The sequence below is a fragment of the Desulfosporosinus metallidurans genome (genome assembly GCF_001936615.1).
Classification (GTDB): Bacteria; Bacillota; Desulfitobacteriia; order Desulfitobacteriales; family Desulfitobacteriaceae; genus Desulfosporosinus; species Desulfosporosinus metallidurans.
The window spans coordinates 24,370-43,443 of sequence record NZ_MLBF01000018.1 but is presented as its reverse complement, the minus strand read 5'-3'; the positions used below and the strand labels follow the sequence as shown (position 1 = coordinate 43,443).

General features: G+C 44.2%; 14 protein-coding genes and 1 pseudogene. 14 read left to right on the top strand and 1 reads right to left on the bottom strand.

Going from position 1 to position 19,074, the window contains the following annotated elements:
• Positions 1–61 precede the first annotated feature (61 nt).
• The 14 genes and pseudogenes from DSOL_RS12745 (at position 62) to DSOL_RS12680 (ending at position 18,203) form a co-directional block, all read left to right on the top strand.
• Positions 62–490, top strand: a complete 429-nt coding sequence (locus tag DSOL_RS12745; protein WP_075365228.1) for a YlbF/YmcA family competence regulator — start codon at positions 62–64, stop codon at positions 488–490.
• Between the two features lie 113 nt (positions 491–603).
• On the top strand, positions 604–3,162 hold the full coding sequence (gene mutS, locus DSOL_RS12740; protein WP_075365227.1) for a DNA mismatch repair protein MutS: 2,559 nt from the start codon (positions 604–606) through the stop codon (positions 3,160–3,162).
• Between the two features lie 52 nt (positions 3,163–3,214).
• Positions 3,215–4,882 (top strand): hydantoinase/oxoprolinase family protein, encoded by a 1,668-nt coding sequence (locus DSOL_RS12735; RefSeq protein ID WP_075365226.1) that lies wholly within the window; start codon positions 3,215–3,217, stop codon positions 4,880–4,882.
• Positions 4,879–6,219 (top strand): histone deacetylase family protein, encoded by a 1,341-nt coding sequence (locus DSOL_RS12730; RefSeq protein WP_075365225.1) that lies wholly within the window; start codon positions 4,879–4,881, stop codon positions 6,217–6,219. Before DSOL_RS12735 ends, DSOL_RS12730 begins: the two co-directional genes overlap by 4 nt.
• Positions 6,216–8,147: a DNA mismatch repair endonuclease MutL gene (gene mutL / locus DSOL_RS12725; RefSeq protein ID WP_075365224.1), complete on the top strand. Its 1,932-nt coding sequence runs from the start codon at positions 6,216–6,218 to the stop codon at positions 8,145–8,147. Before DSOL_RS12730 ends, mutL begins: the two co-directional genes overlap by 4 nt.
• A 58-nt stretch (positions 8,148–8,205) precedes the next feature.
• Positions 8,206–9,006 carry a class I SAM-dependent methyltransferase gene (locus DSOL_RS12720; protein ID WP_075365223.1) on the top strand — a complete coding sequence of 267 codons (801 nt, stop codon included), beginning with the start codon at positions 8,206–8,208 and terminating at the stop codon, positions 9,004–9,006.
• Positions 9,007–9,020: 14 nt separating this feature from the next.
• Positions 9,021–9,961: pseudogene (gene miaA / locus DSOL_RS12715) on the top strand (tRNA (adenosine(37)-N6)-dimethylallyltransferase MiaA).
• 44 nt (positions 9,962–10,005) lie between these two features.
• On the top strand, positions 10,006–10,263 hold the full coding sequence (gene hfq / locus DSOL_RS12710; RefSeq protein ID WP_075365221.1) for an RNA chaperone Hfq: 258 nt from the start codon (positions 10,006–10,008) through the stop codon (positions 10,261–10,263).
• A 153-nt stretch (positions 10,264–10,416) separates the two neighbouring features.
• A complete protein-coding gene (typA, locus tag DSOL_RS12705; protein ID WP_075365220.1) occupies positions 10,417–12,240 on the top strand; it encodes a translational GTPase TypA in 1,824 nt (607 codons plus the stop codon).
• A 72-nt stretch (positions 12,241–12,312) separates the two neighbouring features.
• Entirely contained in the window at positions 12,313–13,284 is a 972-nt protein-coding gene (locus DSOL_RS12700) for an AAA family ATPase (protein WP_075365219.1), read from the top strand.
• A gap of 117 nt (positions 13,285–13,401) precedes the next feature.
• A complete protein-coding gene (gene hflX, locus DSOL_RS12695; protein WP_075365252.1) occupies positions 13,402–15,006 on the top strand; it encodes a GTPase HflX in 1,605 nt (534 codons plus the stop codon).
• Between the two features lie 20 nt (positions 15,007–15,026).
• Positions 15,027–16,292, top strand: a complete 1,266-nt coding sequence (locus DSOL_RS12690; protein ID WP_075365218.1) for a methionine gamma-lyase family protein — start codon at positions 15,027–15,029, stop codon at positions 16,290–16,292.
• A gap of 99 nt (positions 16,293–16,391) precedes the next feature.
• Positions 16,392–16,943 carry a signal peptidase I gene (gene lepB / locus DSOL_RS12685; RefSeq protein ID WP_075365217.1) on the top strand — a complete coding sequence of 184 codons (552 nt, stop codon included), beginning with the start codon at positions 16,392–16,394 and terminating at the stop codon, positions 16,941–16,943.
• Between the two features lie 156 nt (positions 16,944–17,099).
• On the top strand, positions 17,100–18,203 hold the full coding sequence (locus tag DSOL_RS12680; protein ID WP_075365251.1) for a D-alanine--D-alanine ligase family protein: 1,104 nt from the start codon (positions 17,100–17,102) through the stop codon (positions 18,201–18,203).
• 159 nt (positions 18,204–18,362) lie between these two features.
• Here DSOL_RS12680 and lexA read toward each other — a convergent pair whose 3' ends face one another.
• A complete protein-coding gene (gene lexA / locus DSOL_RS12675; protein ID WP_075365216.1) occupies positions 18,363–18,980 on the bottom strand; it encodes a transcriptional repressor LexA in 618 nt (205 codons plus the stop codon).
• Between the last annotated feature and the right edge of the window lie 94 nt (positions 18,981–19,074).

Sequence of the window (19,074 nt, the reverse complement as noted above, 5' to 3'; positions counted from 1 at the left end):
CTAGAATAGGTTGCAGGAATTAGGCGTTCCATGTAGAATGTAGTATGTGGAGGTGTTAATAGTGAACAGTGAAATCATTGAAAAAGCTCAACTCCTAGCTGATGCGATTGCACGTAGTTCTGAACTTGCAGAATTACACAGCATGGAGGATGCTATGAGTGCAGATGAGTCTGCCCAACAATTAATTGCAGAGTTACAGAAAGCCCAAGAACGCTTCATGGAGATGCAGCAAAATGAAAATGGACCTTCTGAAATGGATAAAGATGCAGTTGATGAAATCGAAACCAAAGTAAGCTCGAATCCTGCCATTGTTGCTTATATGGAAGCACAAGACAAATTTACGGTCATGTTAGATAATGTCAATGCCATTCTAGCCAGTGCTATCGCTGGCTCTTCCGACGGTTGTTCCTGTGGGGATGATGGTTGTGACAGTGGTGGATGTAATAGTGGTGGCTGTGGCAGCGGCGGCTGCGGGTGCGGTGCACGCTAATCCAAGACGAAAAAGACGTTATCAAAAAGGGAAGGGCTAAATCTGTAGCTCTTCCCTTTTAGGATTTCGATGATTTGGGTTGAACTAATTCTTAGAAGGGGAGACTTCAAGGTATGACAACCCCGATGCTGAAACAATATCAAGGAATTAAAGCAAAAGCACCCGAGGCTATTCTTTTTTATCGACTCGGTGATTTTTATGAAATGTTTGGAGAGGATGCAGAGTTAGCTGCGCCCATTTTACAAATTGCCTTAACTGCTCGAGATGCAGGAGAAGGAAAACGTATACCCATGTGTGGTGTTCCTTATCACGCCTTGGATAGCTATTTATCAAAACTCGTCAATGCGGGGCATAAAGTTGCTATCTGTGAACAGGTTGAAGATCCAAAAAATGCTAAAGGGATTGTCAATCGAGATATTATTCGTGTTGTTTCTCCTGGTACGTTGACAGAATTGGTGTCAGAACGCGCTAACCGTTATTTAGCCAGTGTGTATTTTGCTCAACACTGGGGGCTTGCTTTTCTGGATTTGTCAACGGGCGAATTTACAATTTTTCAAACTCCAGAACTCGATAGTCTTCTTGCTGAACTGTCCCGGATTAACCCGGCGGAACTCATACTACCCCCTGACCTTAGTAAAAAGCCTAAGCTATGGATGGGCTATTATTGCACAGTGCGCGAACAAAAGACGTTTTGCGGTCAGGACTTGAAGAATCGCTTTTCAGAACAGCTTGCTTTGTTTACAGAATTCCCTGTAGCCACCCAAGCAGCTACGGCTCTATGGTCCTATGTCTTGGAAACGATACCAGGCTTAGATCCTACTCATATTATTTCAATAAAGACTTACCGTTCAGAGCAATGGATGTTTTTGGATCAATGGACACGTCGCAATCTTGAACTCACTGAATCCCTCCGTGATCAAGGGAAAAAAGGAACACTTCTGTCCGTTCTTGACGTAACCCAAACCGCTTTGGGGGGGAGACTCTTAAAACATTGGATTGACAAGCCCCTGTTGGTTCGTGACGTGATCGAAAGACGACTTAATTCGGTGGAAGAATTGACGACGGACTCCTTTCTCCGTAATGACTTGTATAAACTTCTTTCTCAAGTGTATGATCTTGAACGTCTGATGGGCAAGGTTTCTTATGGAACCGCTAACGCCAAGGACTTATTGTCCTTAGCGCAAACCTTAGCTCTTCTTCCTGAGCTTTGTAAGCTCCTAAACTCGAGTTCTGCAGAAACTCTTAAAAGTAATGCACCTCAACTAGAGGTAGAAGGGCTTGGGTCATTCGTTACTACATTGAATGATGCGCTTAATCCTACTCCTTCGTTATCCCCAAGAGACGGCAATATCATTAAAACCGGGTATTCCATAGAAGTGGACGAATTACGTTCTATTTCGACTGGCGGCAAAGAATGGGTCGCCCGGCTGGAGAATGCTGAACGTGAGCGTACTGGAATTCGGTCCTTGAAGATTGGGTATAATAAGGTTTTTGGTTATTATATCGAAATCACCCATACGAATGCCCATCTTATTCCTACTAACTATCAGCGTAAACAGACCCTATCCAATGCTGAGCGCTTCATCACACCAGAACTGAAAGAGTACGAACAGAAAATCATAGGGGCTGAGGAAAAACTTAAAGAGTTAGAATACGAACTTTTCATAGCTCTTCGGGAAACAGTTCGCACCTATACTAAACCCATTCTTCAGGTTGCTCACGTTTTAGCGGAACTTGATGTTTTTGTCAGTTTGGCAGAGGTCGCTGTCCGTCACCATTATGTCCGTCCTCAGATTAAAGATGATGGTCAAATTCTCATCACTGAAGGCCGACACCCAGTTGTGGAAGAAATGCTTGAACCCGGTGTATTTGTTCCCAATGATACGCATTTGACGAAGAGTCATCATTTAGCACTCATCACTGGGCCCAATATGGCAGGAAAATCAACGTATATGCGTCAAGTCGCCTTAATTGTCCTCATGGCCCATATTGGCTCCTTCGTTCCGGCAAAGAAGGCTTGCATCACTCAGGTTGACCGAATTTTTACGAGGGTTGGAGCATCGGACGATTTGGCAGCCGGGCAAAGTACGTTTATGGTTGAAATGAAAGAAGTCGCTCACATCTTAAATTATGCTACCGAGAAAAGCTTGATTATTTTAGACGAAATTGGACGGGGGACAGCAACCTTTGATGGACTTAGTATCGCCTGGGCAGTTACTGAGCACTTGGTTCAAAATCCAGCATTCAATCCTAAAACCCTCTTTGCTACGCATTATCATGAGCTTACGCATCTCCAAGATGATTTCCCGGGCTTATTCAACCTTCATGTCGGTGTAAAGGAACGGGGAGAAGACATCATTTTTTTACATAAGATCTTATCCGGCAAGGCAGACCGAAGTTATGGTATTCAAGTCGCGCGCCTTGCCGGACTCCCGCAAGGACTTCTTCAACGCGCTAAAACCCTACTTTTGGAATTAGAATCGACCGAGCCAACACATGCAATAAGTGATTCGCCCAATGTTGTTACTCAATTTTCGCTCTTTGATGTGCCCCAAACTCATCCGCTCTTGCAAGAAATTAACCAACTTCCGCTGGATGACATGACTGCACGTCAAGCCTTACAATATCTCTTTGATCTGCGTGAGCGCATTCAATCCTCGGAAACAATTTAGTTAGAGCCACTGCGAAGTCGAGGTATGTAGTTCGTATAAGGGGGGAGTAACTATGCCCAAACGAGTAGGTATCGATGTGGGAGGTACCTATACTGACGCCGTGTTTATTCATAATAACCAAATCGAACATACAGCCAAAGTGCCAACACGGTCCGAAAATTTAGTAGAAACACTCTTAGATGCCTTTGATGCATTAAAGATCCCTAATGAACAGGAGATCGAACAGATTTCAGTGAGCACCACCCTTGTAACGAATGCGATTCTTCAAAACCGAATTTCGAAGGTTGATTTGCTCTTGTTTTCTGCCAATGGGATGAAGCTAGATGCACTTCCTTGGCCAGTTAGCTATCGAGAACTCTCTGGGGAAATAGATTTTCGGGGAAGAGAGATTGAACCTCCTGATCGAAGGGAATGGGAAAAACTCCAATCACTTGGTGTTGGCGATCCTGGTTCACATGTCGCAATTGTAGGCAAATTCTCTCATAGGAACAGTCTTCATGAAGAAGACCTCGCTGCCTATCTAAGACAACGTAATCCTAGGTTGCAAATTGCCCTAGGACACGAGTGGGGACAAGCCAATTTTTATAGGCGTAGCCTGACCACGTATCTTAATTTAGGGGTATCCGATTTATATCATCAATTCGCTCAACAATTACAAACCGCAGTAACTGCTCGAAAAATTAAAGCGCCAATTTTTATTTTAAAAGCTGATGGCGGGATTTTACCACTTTCTAAGCTTCGCCCTATTAATTCCGTATATTCTGGACCAGCGGCAAGTGTCCTCGCCGCTTTGGCCCAAAATGAACCTACTTCTTCTTCGATTATTGTGGATATTGGCGGCACGACGACAGATTTAGGTATTAGCCTTTCAGGTATGCCTTTACTCAGTTCAAAGGGGGCCCAGATTGGTCCTTTTTCAACCCTTGTTCGTTCACTCGCGGTTCGTTCAATTCCCGTGGGTGGGGACTCCGTCATCCGAGCCACAGACCAGGGCTTTGTTCTTGAAAGTTACCGCCTTGGCCCAGCCTATTGTTTGGGTGGGAATGTAGCCACCCCGACAGATGCGATGCGTTACCTCGAACTTATAGACTATGGAGATGGGCGACTGGCTGAAGAAGCTTTGGCCTCAATCCTACCACAGGAACAACGTAAACCCCAATTCCTGCGTGAGCTTGCCACAGCGATTATCGATACGCTCGTCGAACGAATTACAAATGCTGTTGATTCTCTTAAGCGAGAGTGGAAAGAAGAGCCGGCATATAAAGTTTGGGAGGTTCTTCATCCCCAAGAAACTCAGACATTTCATACGTTGGTCAGTGGTGGAGGTGCTCGTGGAATAACAACGGCATTGGAAAAACGTCTTGGCAATCCTGTGCAGCTCGGAGCCTTTCCGGAAGTATCGAATGCTCTTGGAACGGCAATGGCCAGACCTACGTTCGATTGCACACTTCACCTTGACACGTACATGAAGCACTATCGGATCGAAGAAACTGGTGAACAGGGAAAATGGAAGGGATCTCTGAGGCCTTATAAGGAAGTGGACGGGTTTCTGGACACTCTTGCTCAGCAACAAGCTGCACACTATGGAATCAAACTACATGACTTAGAAAAAGAGACGTTCGATTTTTTTCCTATCGTGCAGAATTATAAAACCGTAGGTCAAATCGTCCGTGGGGCCGTTCATATGCGGCCTGGGGTAATGGGGAGGGTACAGGTATGAAACGTACCGGAATTTTGTTTTTCCCTGCCTTTGATTGGTCACTCGGAGACTCCCATCCGGAACGTGAAGAACGTCTTCTCTATACTCAGGAACAACTGTTTGAAGAGGGGATATTTGACTTACCACAAATCAAACAGTTTTCACCCTGTGTTGCTTCATTACAAGATGTGTTACGTGCTCAAGCTCTCTTTCCAACCCCGCAAGACCATACGGATAATTTAGATGCCCATCTTATCGCAGCAGGGAGTGCCATTTTACTCGGCGCAGCAAGGGTTCGAGGGGAGATTACGAATGGCTTTGTTCTTGCACGCCCGCCTGGACATCACTCCGGAGCTACGGTTTGGGGAAATCGGGGATTTTGCACGCTAAATAATGAAGCAATTTTAGTTAACCATTTGAGGGCCCATTTAGGAATTAAAAAGATCGCTATTGTGGATACCGATGTCCATCACGGAGACGGAACACAGGATATCTTTTTTCACGACCCAAATGTCCTCTTTATTTCCCTTCACCAAGACGGGCGCACACTTTATCCCGGAAGTGGTTTTGTCAATGAAAAGGGAGGTCCGAATGCTTGGGATCAAACCCTAAATATTCCTCTTCCGCCTGGGACGGGAGACGAAGGGTACCACTACGTTCTTGAAAACTGGGTGCTGCCGCGTTTGCAAGCCTTTGCCCCGGATCTGATCATTAACTCAGCGGGACAGGATAATCATTTTACAGACCCACTGGCCTCTATGAATCTAACTGCAGGGGGATACGGGCGAATTACAGAGCTTCTTCAACCAGATTTAGCGGTCTTAGAAGGAGGGTACTCGATTGAGGGAGCACTACCTTATGTTAATTTGGCTATTTTACTGGCGCTAGCCGGAGAAGATTACCACCATGTCCGTGAACCTCAGAAGCTAGCTCGTCCGAGTTTATCGTTAGCGGCGATAAAGCCGTATATTCAGGAACTAAAAAAACAGCACCAAACGATTAAACCCACCTTTACAATACAAAACATACCTTATTTCCCCAAAGGAGATTGGGTTTACAGTCCTCATCCTGTCTATTATGACACCGAAGGTTTCCAAGAAACTCGCCAGGATTACATCCGGCAATGTAAACATTGTGCTGGAACTGTGTATATTGAGAGCCGACGTTCTTCTTCTTCCATGAAGTCTGTATTAGTGCGAATTCCGTTTCAAGCCTGCCCAGAGTGTGAGCAAGCGGGTTATGATCTTTGGGAGCATCTTCAACAGCCTAGTAAGGATACTACAAGTGGATTATTGCAGAACCAACTCCACGACAAGCTATACGTTTGGCATAGGAAAGAAGGATTGAGGGAACTTTGACGCCCATAATTCATATTCTAGACTCGCACTCAGCAAATCAAATTGCCGCTGGAGAAGTCGTTGAACGCCCAGCATCAGTGGTCAAGGAGTTAGTTGAAAACGCCTTAGATGCTGGGGCTAAACACATTGACATAACCATTGAGGGAAACGGTGTACCGTTAATTCGGGTGCGAGATGACGGTTCTGGAATCGGGGTTTCGGATTTACCCTTGGCCGTCATTCGACATGCCACAAGTAAAATCAGTCAGATAGAAGACCTTGATCATCTGCGAACCCTCGGATTCAGAGGGGAAGCTCTCCCGAGTATTGCCTCAGTTTCTCATCTGGAAATTTCCTCCCGTCCTGCTCGAGAAGTGGTTGGATTAAGCCTTACGCTTAACGGTGGAGAGCAGGTGGAGTACAAGGAAGTAGGGTGTCCTGTCGGAACATCTGTGACGGTTCGCAATCTCTTTTTCAATACCCCTGCTCGTTTGAAGTTTTTGAAATCAACCCCCACGGAATTTGGCCTCATAAGCGACACGGTCGGACGAATTGCCCTTGCACACCCAGATATCGCATTTTCTTTGACCCATCCGCAACAAGTTGTTTTGCAAACTTCAGGACGCGGAGATTTGCGTGAAACAATCGGTGCAATTCTCGGTCATACAATCGCTCGACAACTTATTCCGCTCAAAGGACAACACGAAGATTGGCAGTTAGAAGGCTTTATCAGCCCACCGGACCTGGTCCGATCATCCAGGCAAGCCCAAACCTTTATGATTAACGGACGAATTGTCCGCTCACCGTTCTTAAGTCGTGCTCTAGAGGAAGGGTATCACACCCTCGTTCCAGTTAAACTTCATCCTGTCGCCGTGCTTCATCTTCTTGTTCCCCCTTCAGATTATGATGTGAATGTTCATCCAACCAAAATGGATGTGCGGTTTAAGAGTGAGCAAGCCTTAACACCGTTTATCAGTCGGGCAATTTATCAAGCACTCATTACAAGTAAACCTTTACCTTCGTTTAAAACGATACCCACCCCGTCGTTCCCTCCCAAATCATCTATGATTTCCTCGCCACCAGAATCACCCAGGGCAATTGTTCGTACACCAAAATCTAACGAGGTATTGAAAATTTCTGAGACTGCGGTGCCCCGGGAAGAAACTATCCGCATGGATGATCATGCCTATGAACCGAATACTCTGGACCTAAAACAATTAACGGATTCTATTCAGGGAAAGCCGGATATTGTTCAGCGTCAAGGATTTGCCCTAGCTCATCAAGAGAGCCCTGTCGATTCAGAAACACCAAATGATACGTTTACACAACTTGATCTATTAGATCAAGTTAATCCACAAGTTCGTGATGTTCTAACCCGAATCTGGCCCCTAGCACAGCTTTTTAATACTTATATCTTAGCGACCGATGGTGAAATTCTTCTTGTGATTGACCAACATGCTGCTCACGAACGGATCAACTATGAACGACTTTTAAAGGAGTTCAAGCAACGTGAACAGTCCAGCCAGGCTCTTCTAATTCCTCTTCCTATGGAGTTTACGCTTCAGGAAGAACAGGTATTATTGGAACATTTATGGCTTCTTAATGAAATGGGTTTTGTTTTGGAACAATTTGGCTCACAAACTTACTTATTGCGTGGAGTACCTGTTCAAACGGGAGATTTTCAGGCAGACAGTCTTCTACGTCAATTTATTGAAGAGGTTATACAGAAAAATTCGACACCCAGTTCAGAAAAATTGCTGGAGGAATGGATTTATCTGTTGGCCTGCAAAGAATCTATAAAAGCCCAAGATTCACTTTCCCTGCTCGAAATGGAACAACTGATTGCGCAACTAGGGCAAACTCATAATCCGTATACCTGTCCCCATGGGCGTCCAACTATGATCAAAATGACCCGCTCAGAATTAGAAAAACGCTTTTACCGCACCTAATTAACCAGAAGTTTGTGGGTACTTTGTCATGGGTATACTACTTGGAAATGGAGGTCTCATGTTAGAAGAAAGCCCTATCCTCATAAAAACAACTCATTTTGATGCAGAACTACGGGAAAGGTTGGACTGGTTTCTGCAGCAACCCGGATGCCACTGGATGCTCACTTGGAGTGGGGAAGGGGAGCCGCCTGAACTCACAATCACACGTCGTGGCGTTTTCTTGTCCTATGGAACAGAACAACTGTCCTTTCATCCGAGTATGGCCCTAATACGTCTGATAAATCTTCTGCGAGGTGGATCAGATCGTTATCTCGAAGCTACCCAATTAAAGGCCGGAGGATCTTTACTTGACGCTACGCTTGGTTTAGGAACGGATGCGCTGATCGGGGCATGGGCGGTCGGTGAAAAAGGTAGAGTACTCGCAATAGAGAAGTCGCCCATCCTCGCGGCTATGGTACAAGACGGATTGAATCACTTTAAAGAAATGATTCCGAACTCCAAGAGCAGGGATAAACAAGAAGCTTGGTTTGCTTTGGCACGAGTTTCTCCGCAAATTAAAGTTAGTTGGGGAGACAACCGAAACTATTTTAGCAACATCCCTACCCGCTCTGTTGATGTCGTCTATTTCGATCCCATGTTTCGCCAAACTTATGAGCATTCTCACTCAATCCAGCCCTTGCACCGATGGTCTGACCATAGCCCACTTGATCAAGCGACAGTTGTAGAAGCTTGTCGGATTGCTAGGCAGAGAGTCGTGCTTAAGGAGCGCAAAAACAGTCCAGAGTTCCGACGTCTTGGTTTTGACATTCTACTCGGAGGACAATACAGTCCTGTCGATTATGGTGTTATTTTAGTTTAATGGAGGATGGTTTGGTGTACCCACTTATTATTATCATTGGCCCGACCGGCGTTGGAAAGTCTGCACTTGGTTTAGAATTGGCCCAGAAAATGGGAGGAGAAATTATTTCCGGAGATTCTATCCAACTCTATCAGAAGCTTGATATTGGTTCAGCTAAACCCACCACAGCAGAACTCCAACTCGTCCAACATCATCTGATTGATTACTTAGATCCAACAGAACCTTTTTCAGCAGCTCAGTTTAAATTGCTGGCTACTTCCCTGATTGAAGAGATTAGGGGTCGAGGACATGTCCCAATTGTGGTTGGAGGAACAGGCCTTTATATTCGTTCTTTGCTCGATCCCTATGACTTCTCCCAACATGGCTCGGAAGAAATTCGCTCCAAATGGAAGGACTTTATTTCCTTACACGGAAACTTGGCGCTCCATGAGGAACTGAAAAAACGTGACCCTGAAACAGCAGAGCAGCTCCACCCCAACGACGTTTTTCGCATTATTCGGGCTCTTGAAGTGTGGGAATTAACGGGCAAAACCCTATCTAGTCAACGTCAATTTAGAGATGATCACTATCAAACGCTTGATCCCTCGATCCTCTATATTGGGCTTACTGCTTCACGCAATGTTCTCTATGAACGTATCAACCAACGCTGCGTCTCAATGCTTTCTCAGGGTTTAATTGAAGAAACCTTAACTCTCTTAAACAGCGGTTATGAGTCAACCTTAAAGCCTTTACAAAGCATTGGTTATCGCCACGCAATTTTATACTTAAAAGGGCTAGTGACGCAAGCAGAAATGCTGCGATTACTGCAAAGGGATACTCGTCATTTTGCAAAGCGCCAGATGACCTGGTTCAGGCGTGATCCTCGAATCAGATGGTATGATATAGAGAATGAAATGAACGTAATTCTTAAGGATATCGTAAGACTTGCAGAGAATACCAAATTCGTGTAGAATAGGTTAGAAGAATGTAAAAGAAATATAAGGTGATGGAGGGAAATTTATGAATAAATCGCCCATCAATTTACAAGATACCTTTTTAAATCAAGTGCGCAAGGAAAATCTTCCTGTAACCATTTTCTTGGTTAACGGGTTTCAGCTTAAGGGACTGATCAAAGGATTTGACAACTTTACGGTTGTTCTAGAATTTGATGGCAGACAACAGATGGTTTATAAACATGCAATTTCGACGGTCATGCCTATTCGCCCGATTAACTTAGCGGCCGCTAGCGCAGCCGAATCAAATGTTACACATGGTTAACACTCATTAATTATATGGATAAGTCCGAAAGCACGAAGAACTAAGTTCGGTATTATGCCGGACTTAGTTCTTTTACTTGAATTCCATACTCAACTATGATAACTTAAAGCTATATGCTTTTATCTTATGGAAAGAAAGGAACTCAATCCAACTATGGAAACTCGAAATTTAAGAAACATTGCAATTATCGCTCACGTTGATCATGGGAAGACAACTCTTGTTGACGCCATGTTGAAACAAAGTGGAACCTTTAGAGCAAACCAGCAAGTAATGGAACGCGTCATGGATTCCAATGATTTAGAGCGTGAACGTGGAATTACAATCCTTTCAAAAAACACTGCCGTACACTGGCAAGGTACCAAGATCAACATTATTGATACACCGGGGCATGCTGACTTCGGGGGCGAGGTTGAGCGCGTCTTACAGATGGTCAATGGAGTACTCCTCATCGTCGATTCCTTCGAAGGTCCCATGCCTCAAACCCGATTTGTTTTGCGGAAAGCCTTAGAACTAAAACTTGTTCCTATTGTAGTAATCAATAAAATAGACCGTCCTGATGCTCGCCCATCTGAAGTGGTCGACGAAGTCCTTGATCTTTTTATCGAGCTTGGTGCAGAAGACCACCAGTTGGACTTCCCAGTTGTCTATGCGTCCGCACGAGCTGGAATCGCAGGACTCTCATCTGATTCACTGGCAGACTCTTTGGTACCTCTATTCTCAGTCATTTTAGATCACATTCCTGCACCGGTTGTCGATCTCGAAGCACCCTTCCAGATGCTCGTGACCACACTGGATTACGATGATTATGTCGGCAAGATCGTGGTTGGTCGTATTGTTCGTGGGATAGTTCATCAAAACGAAAATGTGACGTTAATCAAGCGAGATGAGAGTTTCGAAAGGGTTAAAGTCGGGAAAGTTATGGTTTTTGAAGGGCTTAAACGAGAGGAAGTCCCCGAGGCTTCTGCTGGGGAAATCGTTGCGCTCACTGGGTTAACCAGTGCTAATATCGGGGAAACGGTTGCATGTGCTTTGAGTCCTGAAGCGTTACCAACGATTGAAGTCGATGAGCCTACTTTGTCGATGAATTTCATGGTCAATAATAGCCCTTTCGCCGGCCGCGAAGGCCATTTTGTGACTTCTAGGAAGATACGCGAGCGCCTATGGAAAGAAGTCGAGACAAATGTTAGCTTGAGGGTTGAAGAAACAGACTCTGCCGATTGTTTTCAAGTGTCCGGTAGGGGAGAGTTGCATCTCTCAATTCTGATTGAAAACATGCGCAGGGAAGGGTACGAACTTCAAGTTTCTAAACCCGAAGTCATTTATAAAATGATAGACGGCGTCAAATGCGAACCGATTGAGTTTTTGACCTGTGACCTTCATGAGAGTTCGCTGGGAGCCATCATGGAACTTCTTGGAAAACGCAAGGCGGAAATGGTAAATATGACGAACCTTTCTGAAACACAACTTCGCATAGAATTTAAAATTCCGGCTCGCGGCCTCATCGGTTTCCGTGGAGATTTCTTATCCCAAACACGGGGTGAAGGATTAATGAGTCACGTGTTCTTGGGTTATGAACCTTATAAAGGGGATATCCCAGGACGTAATCGTGGTGCACTTATAGCTTTTGAAGAGGGAGAAACAAACGCTTACGGCCTTTATTCTGCTCAGGAACGAGGTAACTTGTTTGTTGACCCTGGCCTTCATGTATATGCGGGTATGATTGTTGGAGAGAATAAGCGTGAACAAGATATTGAAGTTAACGTTTGTAAGAAAAAGCAGCTCACCAATATGCGTACAAGTTCGGCCGATGAAGCGTTGCGCCTTGATAAGCCCAGAGAATTTTCCTTGGAGCAATCGTTAGAATTTATTAACGATGATGAGTTAGTTGAAATAACCCCGAAAAGTGTCCGTCTGCGCAAGAAATTTTTAGATCATTCAGGTCGTGTTCGTTATTCTAAGACCTTAACAGGAAAATAATAACAGATTCATCCCAGGACACCTTTCATCTTTACGTGCGTATAGTAGTAAGGATGGGAGGTGCCTGTACTTATGACAATCCGTGTAACGTTTAGGCCGGACAATCACCAGCCTCCGGTCATTCAGACTCCCTTGCCCACAGAACATGCACATACTAGTACTCCTGCCACAGAGCAGGTAGGAGTAGGGCGAATACGCAAACATAATCTCTCTTCCATCGAAAAAGACAAGGAAAAAATCGCTGAAATCCTTGACGAATTAGAATCCTTTATCGGGTTAGTGACCGTAAAACGCCTCATTCGGGATTTACAAGCTTACGTGGAAATCCAAAAACGGAGAGCACAGGAAAAACTTATCGCTGAACCCCTCGTTCTCCATATGATTTTTCGAGGGAATCCTGGAACTGGTAAAACAACAGTGGCACGCTTGGTCGGGCGACTGTTTAAAGAGATGGGAGTCCTTCAAAAAGGGCATATCATAGAATGTGAGCGAGCAGACCTTGTCGGTGAATATATTGGGCATACCGCACAAAAAACCAGGGAACAACTAAAGAAGGCGTTAGGCGGTGTTCTTTTTATCGATGAAGCCTATTCATTAGCCCGCGGGGGAGAGAAGGATTTTGGCAAGGAAGCCATCGACGCTTTAGTGAAGGCCATGGAAGACAATAAAGATAACCTTGTGTTAATCTTAGCTGGATATCGCCAAGAAATGGAATGGTTTTTACAAACGAATCCTGGTCTTCGATCTCGCTTCCCCATACATATTGATTTTCCAGATTATACACTTGACGAATTGTTAGCCATCGGGAATTTGATGCTTAAGTCACGCCAATATGAGCTAACCCCTGAAGCGCAAGGAGCACTTCGTTTTCACCTGCAAAATTTGCTCAATACACATCCTTATGCGGGAAATGCCCGGCTCGTCCGTAACCTTATAGAAAAAACGGTAAGAAAACAGGCTGTTCGGTTATTTCAAAAGTCTAGCTCTAGCCGGGAAGAGTTAATACAAATCTTACCTGTTGATATTAGCCTAGAAGAGACCTAAGTTAGGTTCTGGTAGAATCTAACTTCTTCACTGTTTTGTCCCAATAGGGCATGAAAGTTGGCTAGGTGGATAGAGTAAGACTAATAAAAAACTTGAGATATGAGGTTATATATGGATATGGACATTTCCGGAGACTTGTCTGGAATTCGAGACAGTCAATTACAAGAACTTAAAAATCTATCTGAGTTTAAAACAGAGCGTTCAGAACTAATCCAGCCTAATATCCTTGAAGAGCTTTTGCGCCTTACACAACTCTGGAATCGAGAAATCGCAATCTATCTTTCCCGTCCTGGAATCTTGTTAGCGGCTGCCGTAGGACGTTCTGCCTCTGTAACCCTCCCACCGATAAAGGGAAGGTCTCTAGGAAAACATCTGCGTTGTATTCATACTCATCCCAATGGGGACTTCAGACTAAGCCAATTAGATCTTAGTGCGCTAACTTCTCTGCAGCTTGAAAGTATGTCGTCGGTTGGTGTACGTGACGGGAAACTGACAGGAATACAAATCGCCTATAGTTCTGGTGAGAACGATCCCTTTATTCTTAACATTAATTCTAAGAATTGGCAGTCATTTGACTATAACGAGTCCCTGTCAAACGTTTCAAAGGGTTTGACTAAAACAGTAACGGCACATAGTAAAGAGCGTGCTTTTCTTATTGCTTTAGAAGACAGTGACCAAGAAATCAATGAGGATTTGCTTGAACTACGAGAACTGGCTCGCTCGGCTGGTGTAGACGTTGTCGGCCAACTTGTGCAAAATCGCCGTTATGGTCAGTCGCGCAGCTATTTAGGGAGCGGGAAGCTTGAAGAATTAATTCACCATCTACAGGAAACCGAGGCCAACGTTGTGATCTGTGATGATGAACTATCTCCAACGCAGCTGCGAACCTTAGAGATGGAAACAGGGGTCAAAGTATTAGATCGAACGGGATTAATCTTAGACATTTTTGCACAGCGGGCTCAATCTCGCGAAGGAAAACTTCAAGTCGAATTGGCTCAACTTAAACATTTATTGCCCTATTTATCAGGTCAGGGACAGGCTCTTTCTCGTTTAGGTGCAGGAGTGGGCTCGCGAGGACCTGGAGAAACAAAATTGGAGCTTGATCGACGGAGAATGCGGGAGCGCATAACCCAACTGGAAAAGGAGTTAAAGCTTGTCCTTCAACATCGAGATGTGCAACGTCGTCAAAGAACGAGAAGTGGCCTACCCGCTATTGCTTTAGTGGGTTATACCAATGCGGGAAAAACCACATTTATGAAGATTGCTATGGAACAAGCTGGTACTCGGTCTGACATACCCATCGGGGAAAATAAATTATTTGCCACCTTAGACCCGATCGTCCGTCGTATAAGAGTGAATTCTACTATGGAAATTCTCCTCAGTGACACAGTTGGCTTTATACGAAAATTACCGACTCAATTACTTCGGGCATTTTTGGCGACGCTCGAAGAAGTGCAGCAAGCTGATATACTGTTACATGTTTTAGATGCGAGCCATCCGCAAGCATTTCAACATGCTGAGACTGTTCAACAGGTACTAAAGCAATTGGGATGCGCAGAAAAACCTATGATGACTCTGCTTAATAAGGCTGATAAAGTTCTTGTTGAAGAGGATTTGAAACAATTAGCTCAATCTCTTCCCTATCCAATTGAGATGTCCCTCATCCGTGGAGATTCATTAAAACCAGTTTGGAAAGTTTGTGACTCATTATTGACCTATTAAACGATTGAGGAGGAAATTGTTTGTACTCGAATCCCGAATGGCCAGAGTTGATAACTAAAGCTGTGGCCGAAGCTGAAGCTTCACTCATTCGTCAACTTCCTCTATTAGAGGAAGCTTCAATTAGAAACCACGAAAAAGTTCTAAACGCTTTTCGAGAAGAACGTGTTACAACGTATCATTTACAAGGAACAACGGGTTATGGCCTTGATGATCAAGGGCGTGAGGTCCTCGACAACGTGGTTGCGCGCATTTTAGGTGCGCAAGCTGCCCTTGTTCGAGGACAGTTTGTGTCGGGCACACATGCTATTGCAGCCGCCTTATTTGGAGTGTTACGCCCTGGAGATCAGGTTATTTCTGTCAGCGGTACCCCTTACGATACCCTGGAAGAAGTCATTGGTTTAAGGGGAGAAGGGCAAGGGAGTCTCATTGATTTTGGTATAGCCTATGATTCAATTCCTCTAGATTCTCAAGGTAAGATCCAATACGCTCTTCTCAGCGAGTGCATCAACGACAAAACACGTATGCTGATCGTTCAGCGTTCACGCGGCTATGCCTGGAGAAACTCACTGATGATAGCACAGCTCAAGGAACTCGTGGATTTCGTCAGAACCAACTATCCCCACCTCATCATCTTCGTCGATAATTGCTATGGAGAACTGGTCGAAAATCAAGAACCTGGTGATATCGGAGTAGATTTGATGGCGGGTTCGTTGATTAAAAATTTAGGCGGGAGTATAGCTCCAACAGGTGGGTATGTTGCCGGTCGTTCAGATTTGGTGAAACTCGCAGCCCAGCGTTTAACGGCACCAGGAATTGGTGGACATGTAGGAGCGTCCTTAGAATGGCAACGCTTGTTTTATCAAGGATTATTTTTAAGTCCTTTAACTGTTTCCGAATCCTTAAAGGGAGCTGTTTTTTCGGCAGCTTTTTGGCGCGCCCTAGGGTTTGCCGTACATCCTGAACCTGAAGCACCTAGAACGGATCTTATTCAAGCCATAAAACTTGGTTCCAGGGAAAAGATGATCGCCTTCTGTCAGGGCCTTCAGAAAGGTTCACCCATTGATTCCCATGTTTTGCCCATACCTTCCGGAATGCCAGGTTATGAAGACGAAATCATCATGGCTGGGGGGACGTTTATCCAAGGTGCAACCAGTGAATTTTCTGCAGACGGACCACTGCGTGAACCTTTTATTGTTTATCAACAAGGTGGTATATCCCATACTTATGTACAGATGGGCAATATTTTAGCAGCCTTAAATTTATGGCAGCAAGGACTATTGGGCTAACCCATCATGTTGACGAATTGTTCACTAAAACTATCCTCATTCCTTTGAAACATTGCCCCACTGTGTTAAGATAAATAGTGGGAAAGAAAGAGGTGAATTATGAAAGAGTCTGAGTCACCAAGTCCGAAGAGCACGTCTCGTTTTCTCCTAGAATTACTGGAAATAGTACTTATAGCCTTTGCACTTTCTTGGGTCTTGCGCACGTATGTTATTGAAGCACGCAAAATCCCTACGGGTTCAATGCTGCCGACGATACAGCTCGAAGATCGGGTCATTGTTGATAAGTTTTTCTTCAAACATTTTGACCACATTAGTCCTGGAGACATTATTGTCTTCCATCCACCACCGAGTGCTCATGCGACAGAAGACTTTATTAAACGGGTTGTTGGCTTGCCTGGAGATAAAGTAGAAATACGCAATCACACGACGTACGTGAACGATCAACCCCTTTATGAACCCTATATAGCGGATAAATCTAAAAATGATTTTGGACCGATCGTTGTTCCTAAAGATTCAGTTTTTGTAATGGGGGATAATCGCAATAATAGCGATGACTCTAGGATTTGGGGATTTTTACCTATGCAAAATATAACCGGGCGAACCCTTTTTCGTTATTGGCCTATTGACCATTTTGGTGCTCTTGCCCGTTAGGTGGGAGCTTTTTTTATTTTTCTGGCATATACTTTATATGTTAAAGGGTATCTACATTTTCCCGCTCCTATTTTCTACTTAGAAAGAGAATAGCATACATAATGGAGGGAATGATGTAGTTTTATTCTAACTACTTATTTGAGAGGGTGGGGTATTGTGGAAGATCGCAAACCAAGTGTGGTTCTAATGTTTGGTGGACGTTCAGGGGAACATGAGGTTTCTATAAATTCTGCTAAGTCCATTTTCAATGCCATTGACCGAAGTCGCTACAATGTGGAAACGATTGGGATTAATAAAAAAGGGCAATGGTTTTGGGGAGTTCTACCAGAGAAAGTACTCAGCGATGGGTTTCCAGGGGCGAAACAGGCTCAACAAATTACTCTGGTCATAGACCCTACAGCTCCTCATTTTATGGCCTTAGACGGTAGCCCACTCCCCAACCAAGGGAAGTTTGACCTCATTTTCCCAGTACTTCACGGACCATATGGAGAAGATGGGACTCTGCAGGGGTTACTTGAAATGGCCAATGTACCTTATGTAGGTTCTGGGGTATTAGGTTCCTCTCTGGGGATGGACAAAGATCGCATGAAAGCGGTTTTTAGAGAAAAGGAACTTCCATTGGCGCGTTATGTTACGCTTCTGCGTTCAGACATCTTAAATGGAGTGGACGCCTGTCTTAATGTTATTGAAGATAAGATAGGTTATCCGTGTTTTGTCAAGCCAGCAAATTTAGGGTCTAGTGTTGGTATTTCAAAAGCACACCATCGACAAGAGTTACAAGAGGCTTTGGCTGTAGCGGCAATATTTGATCGGAAAATTGTGGTCGAAGAAACTATTCTTGGACGAGAAATTGAGGTCTCCGTTTTAGGGAATGATACACCGCAAGCCTCAGTTCCCGGGGAGGTTTTACCCGCCCATGAGTTCTACACTTACGAAGCAAAGTATTCAGATATTGGCTCAAGTTTATTGATACCAGCTCCTTTTGAGGAATCCGTAATTACGAGTTTACAAGAAATGGCCATCAAGGCCTTCCAAGCCGTTGAGGCTTGTGGACTGAGTAGGGTTGATTTCTTTGTTACCCCACAAAATGAAATAGTCCTTAACGAGATTAATACCTTGCCTGGGTTTACGAAAATTTCAATGTACCCTAAACTTTGGGAGGCCTCAGGGATCCCTTATACTGAATTGATCGATCGTTTAATTGCCTTGGGTTTTGAGCGTTATAAAGATAAGCAGAACTGTAAAATTTCTCTTAATTGAGTTTTTACAATAAACGTAAAGGGAGCAGATGGCAAAGACCATCTGCTCCCTTTACGTTCCCTAGGCGCGTTGCTTTATTCAGATTATAAAGTTCTTACTAGTTTAACTCAACTTTCTTATGCATATCTTTGTTAAAGGCGGTGTTAAATTTAGTTAAATTTATTGGAGAGTACGGAATACACCGATTACCTTCCCCAAAATCGAAACATCCTGGGAATAAATCGGTTCCATCGCAGAATTTTCGGGTTGAAGTCGAATGAGTGTTCTTTCCTTATAGAAGCGTTTGACAGTAGCTTCTTCTCCAATTAAAGCAACAACAATTTCACCATTTCTCGCCTCATGCTGCTGACGAACGATAATTAGATCCCCATTTAAGATCCCTGCTTCAATCATGCTTTCCCCTTGAACACGAAGCATAAAAAGGTTATCCTGTGTGGCAAGATCAGCAGGTAAGGGGAAGGTGCCTTCCACGTTTTCAACAGCTAAGATAGGTTGTCCAGCTGTGACCCGACCAATTATTGGTACATGTACGACCTTTTTAATGTCGGGCATATTACTGGAACTATCCAAAATTTCAATCGCACGTGGTTTTGTTGGGTCGCGTCGGATATATCCTTTATCCTCCAACGTCTGAAGATGGCCATGAACAGTAGAGCTTGAGAGCAACCCTACAGCCTCACCTATTTCACGAACGGCAGGAGGATATCCCTTTTTGCTTATTTCCTCTTTGATGAAGTCTAGAATCATCGTTTGACGTTGAGATAAATCTGGGTACATACTTAATCTCACACCCCTATCTTTACAGGATTATTGTACCATCCCTTGAGTTAAAGTGCAAACAAATGTTCGTTAATATAATTTGAGATTATAG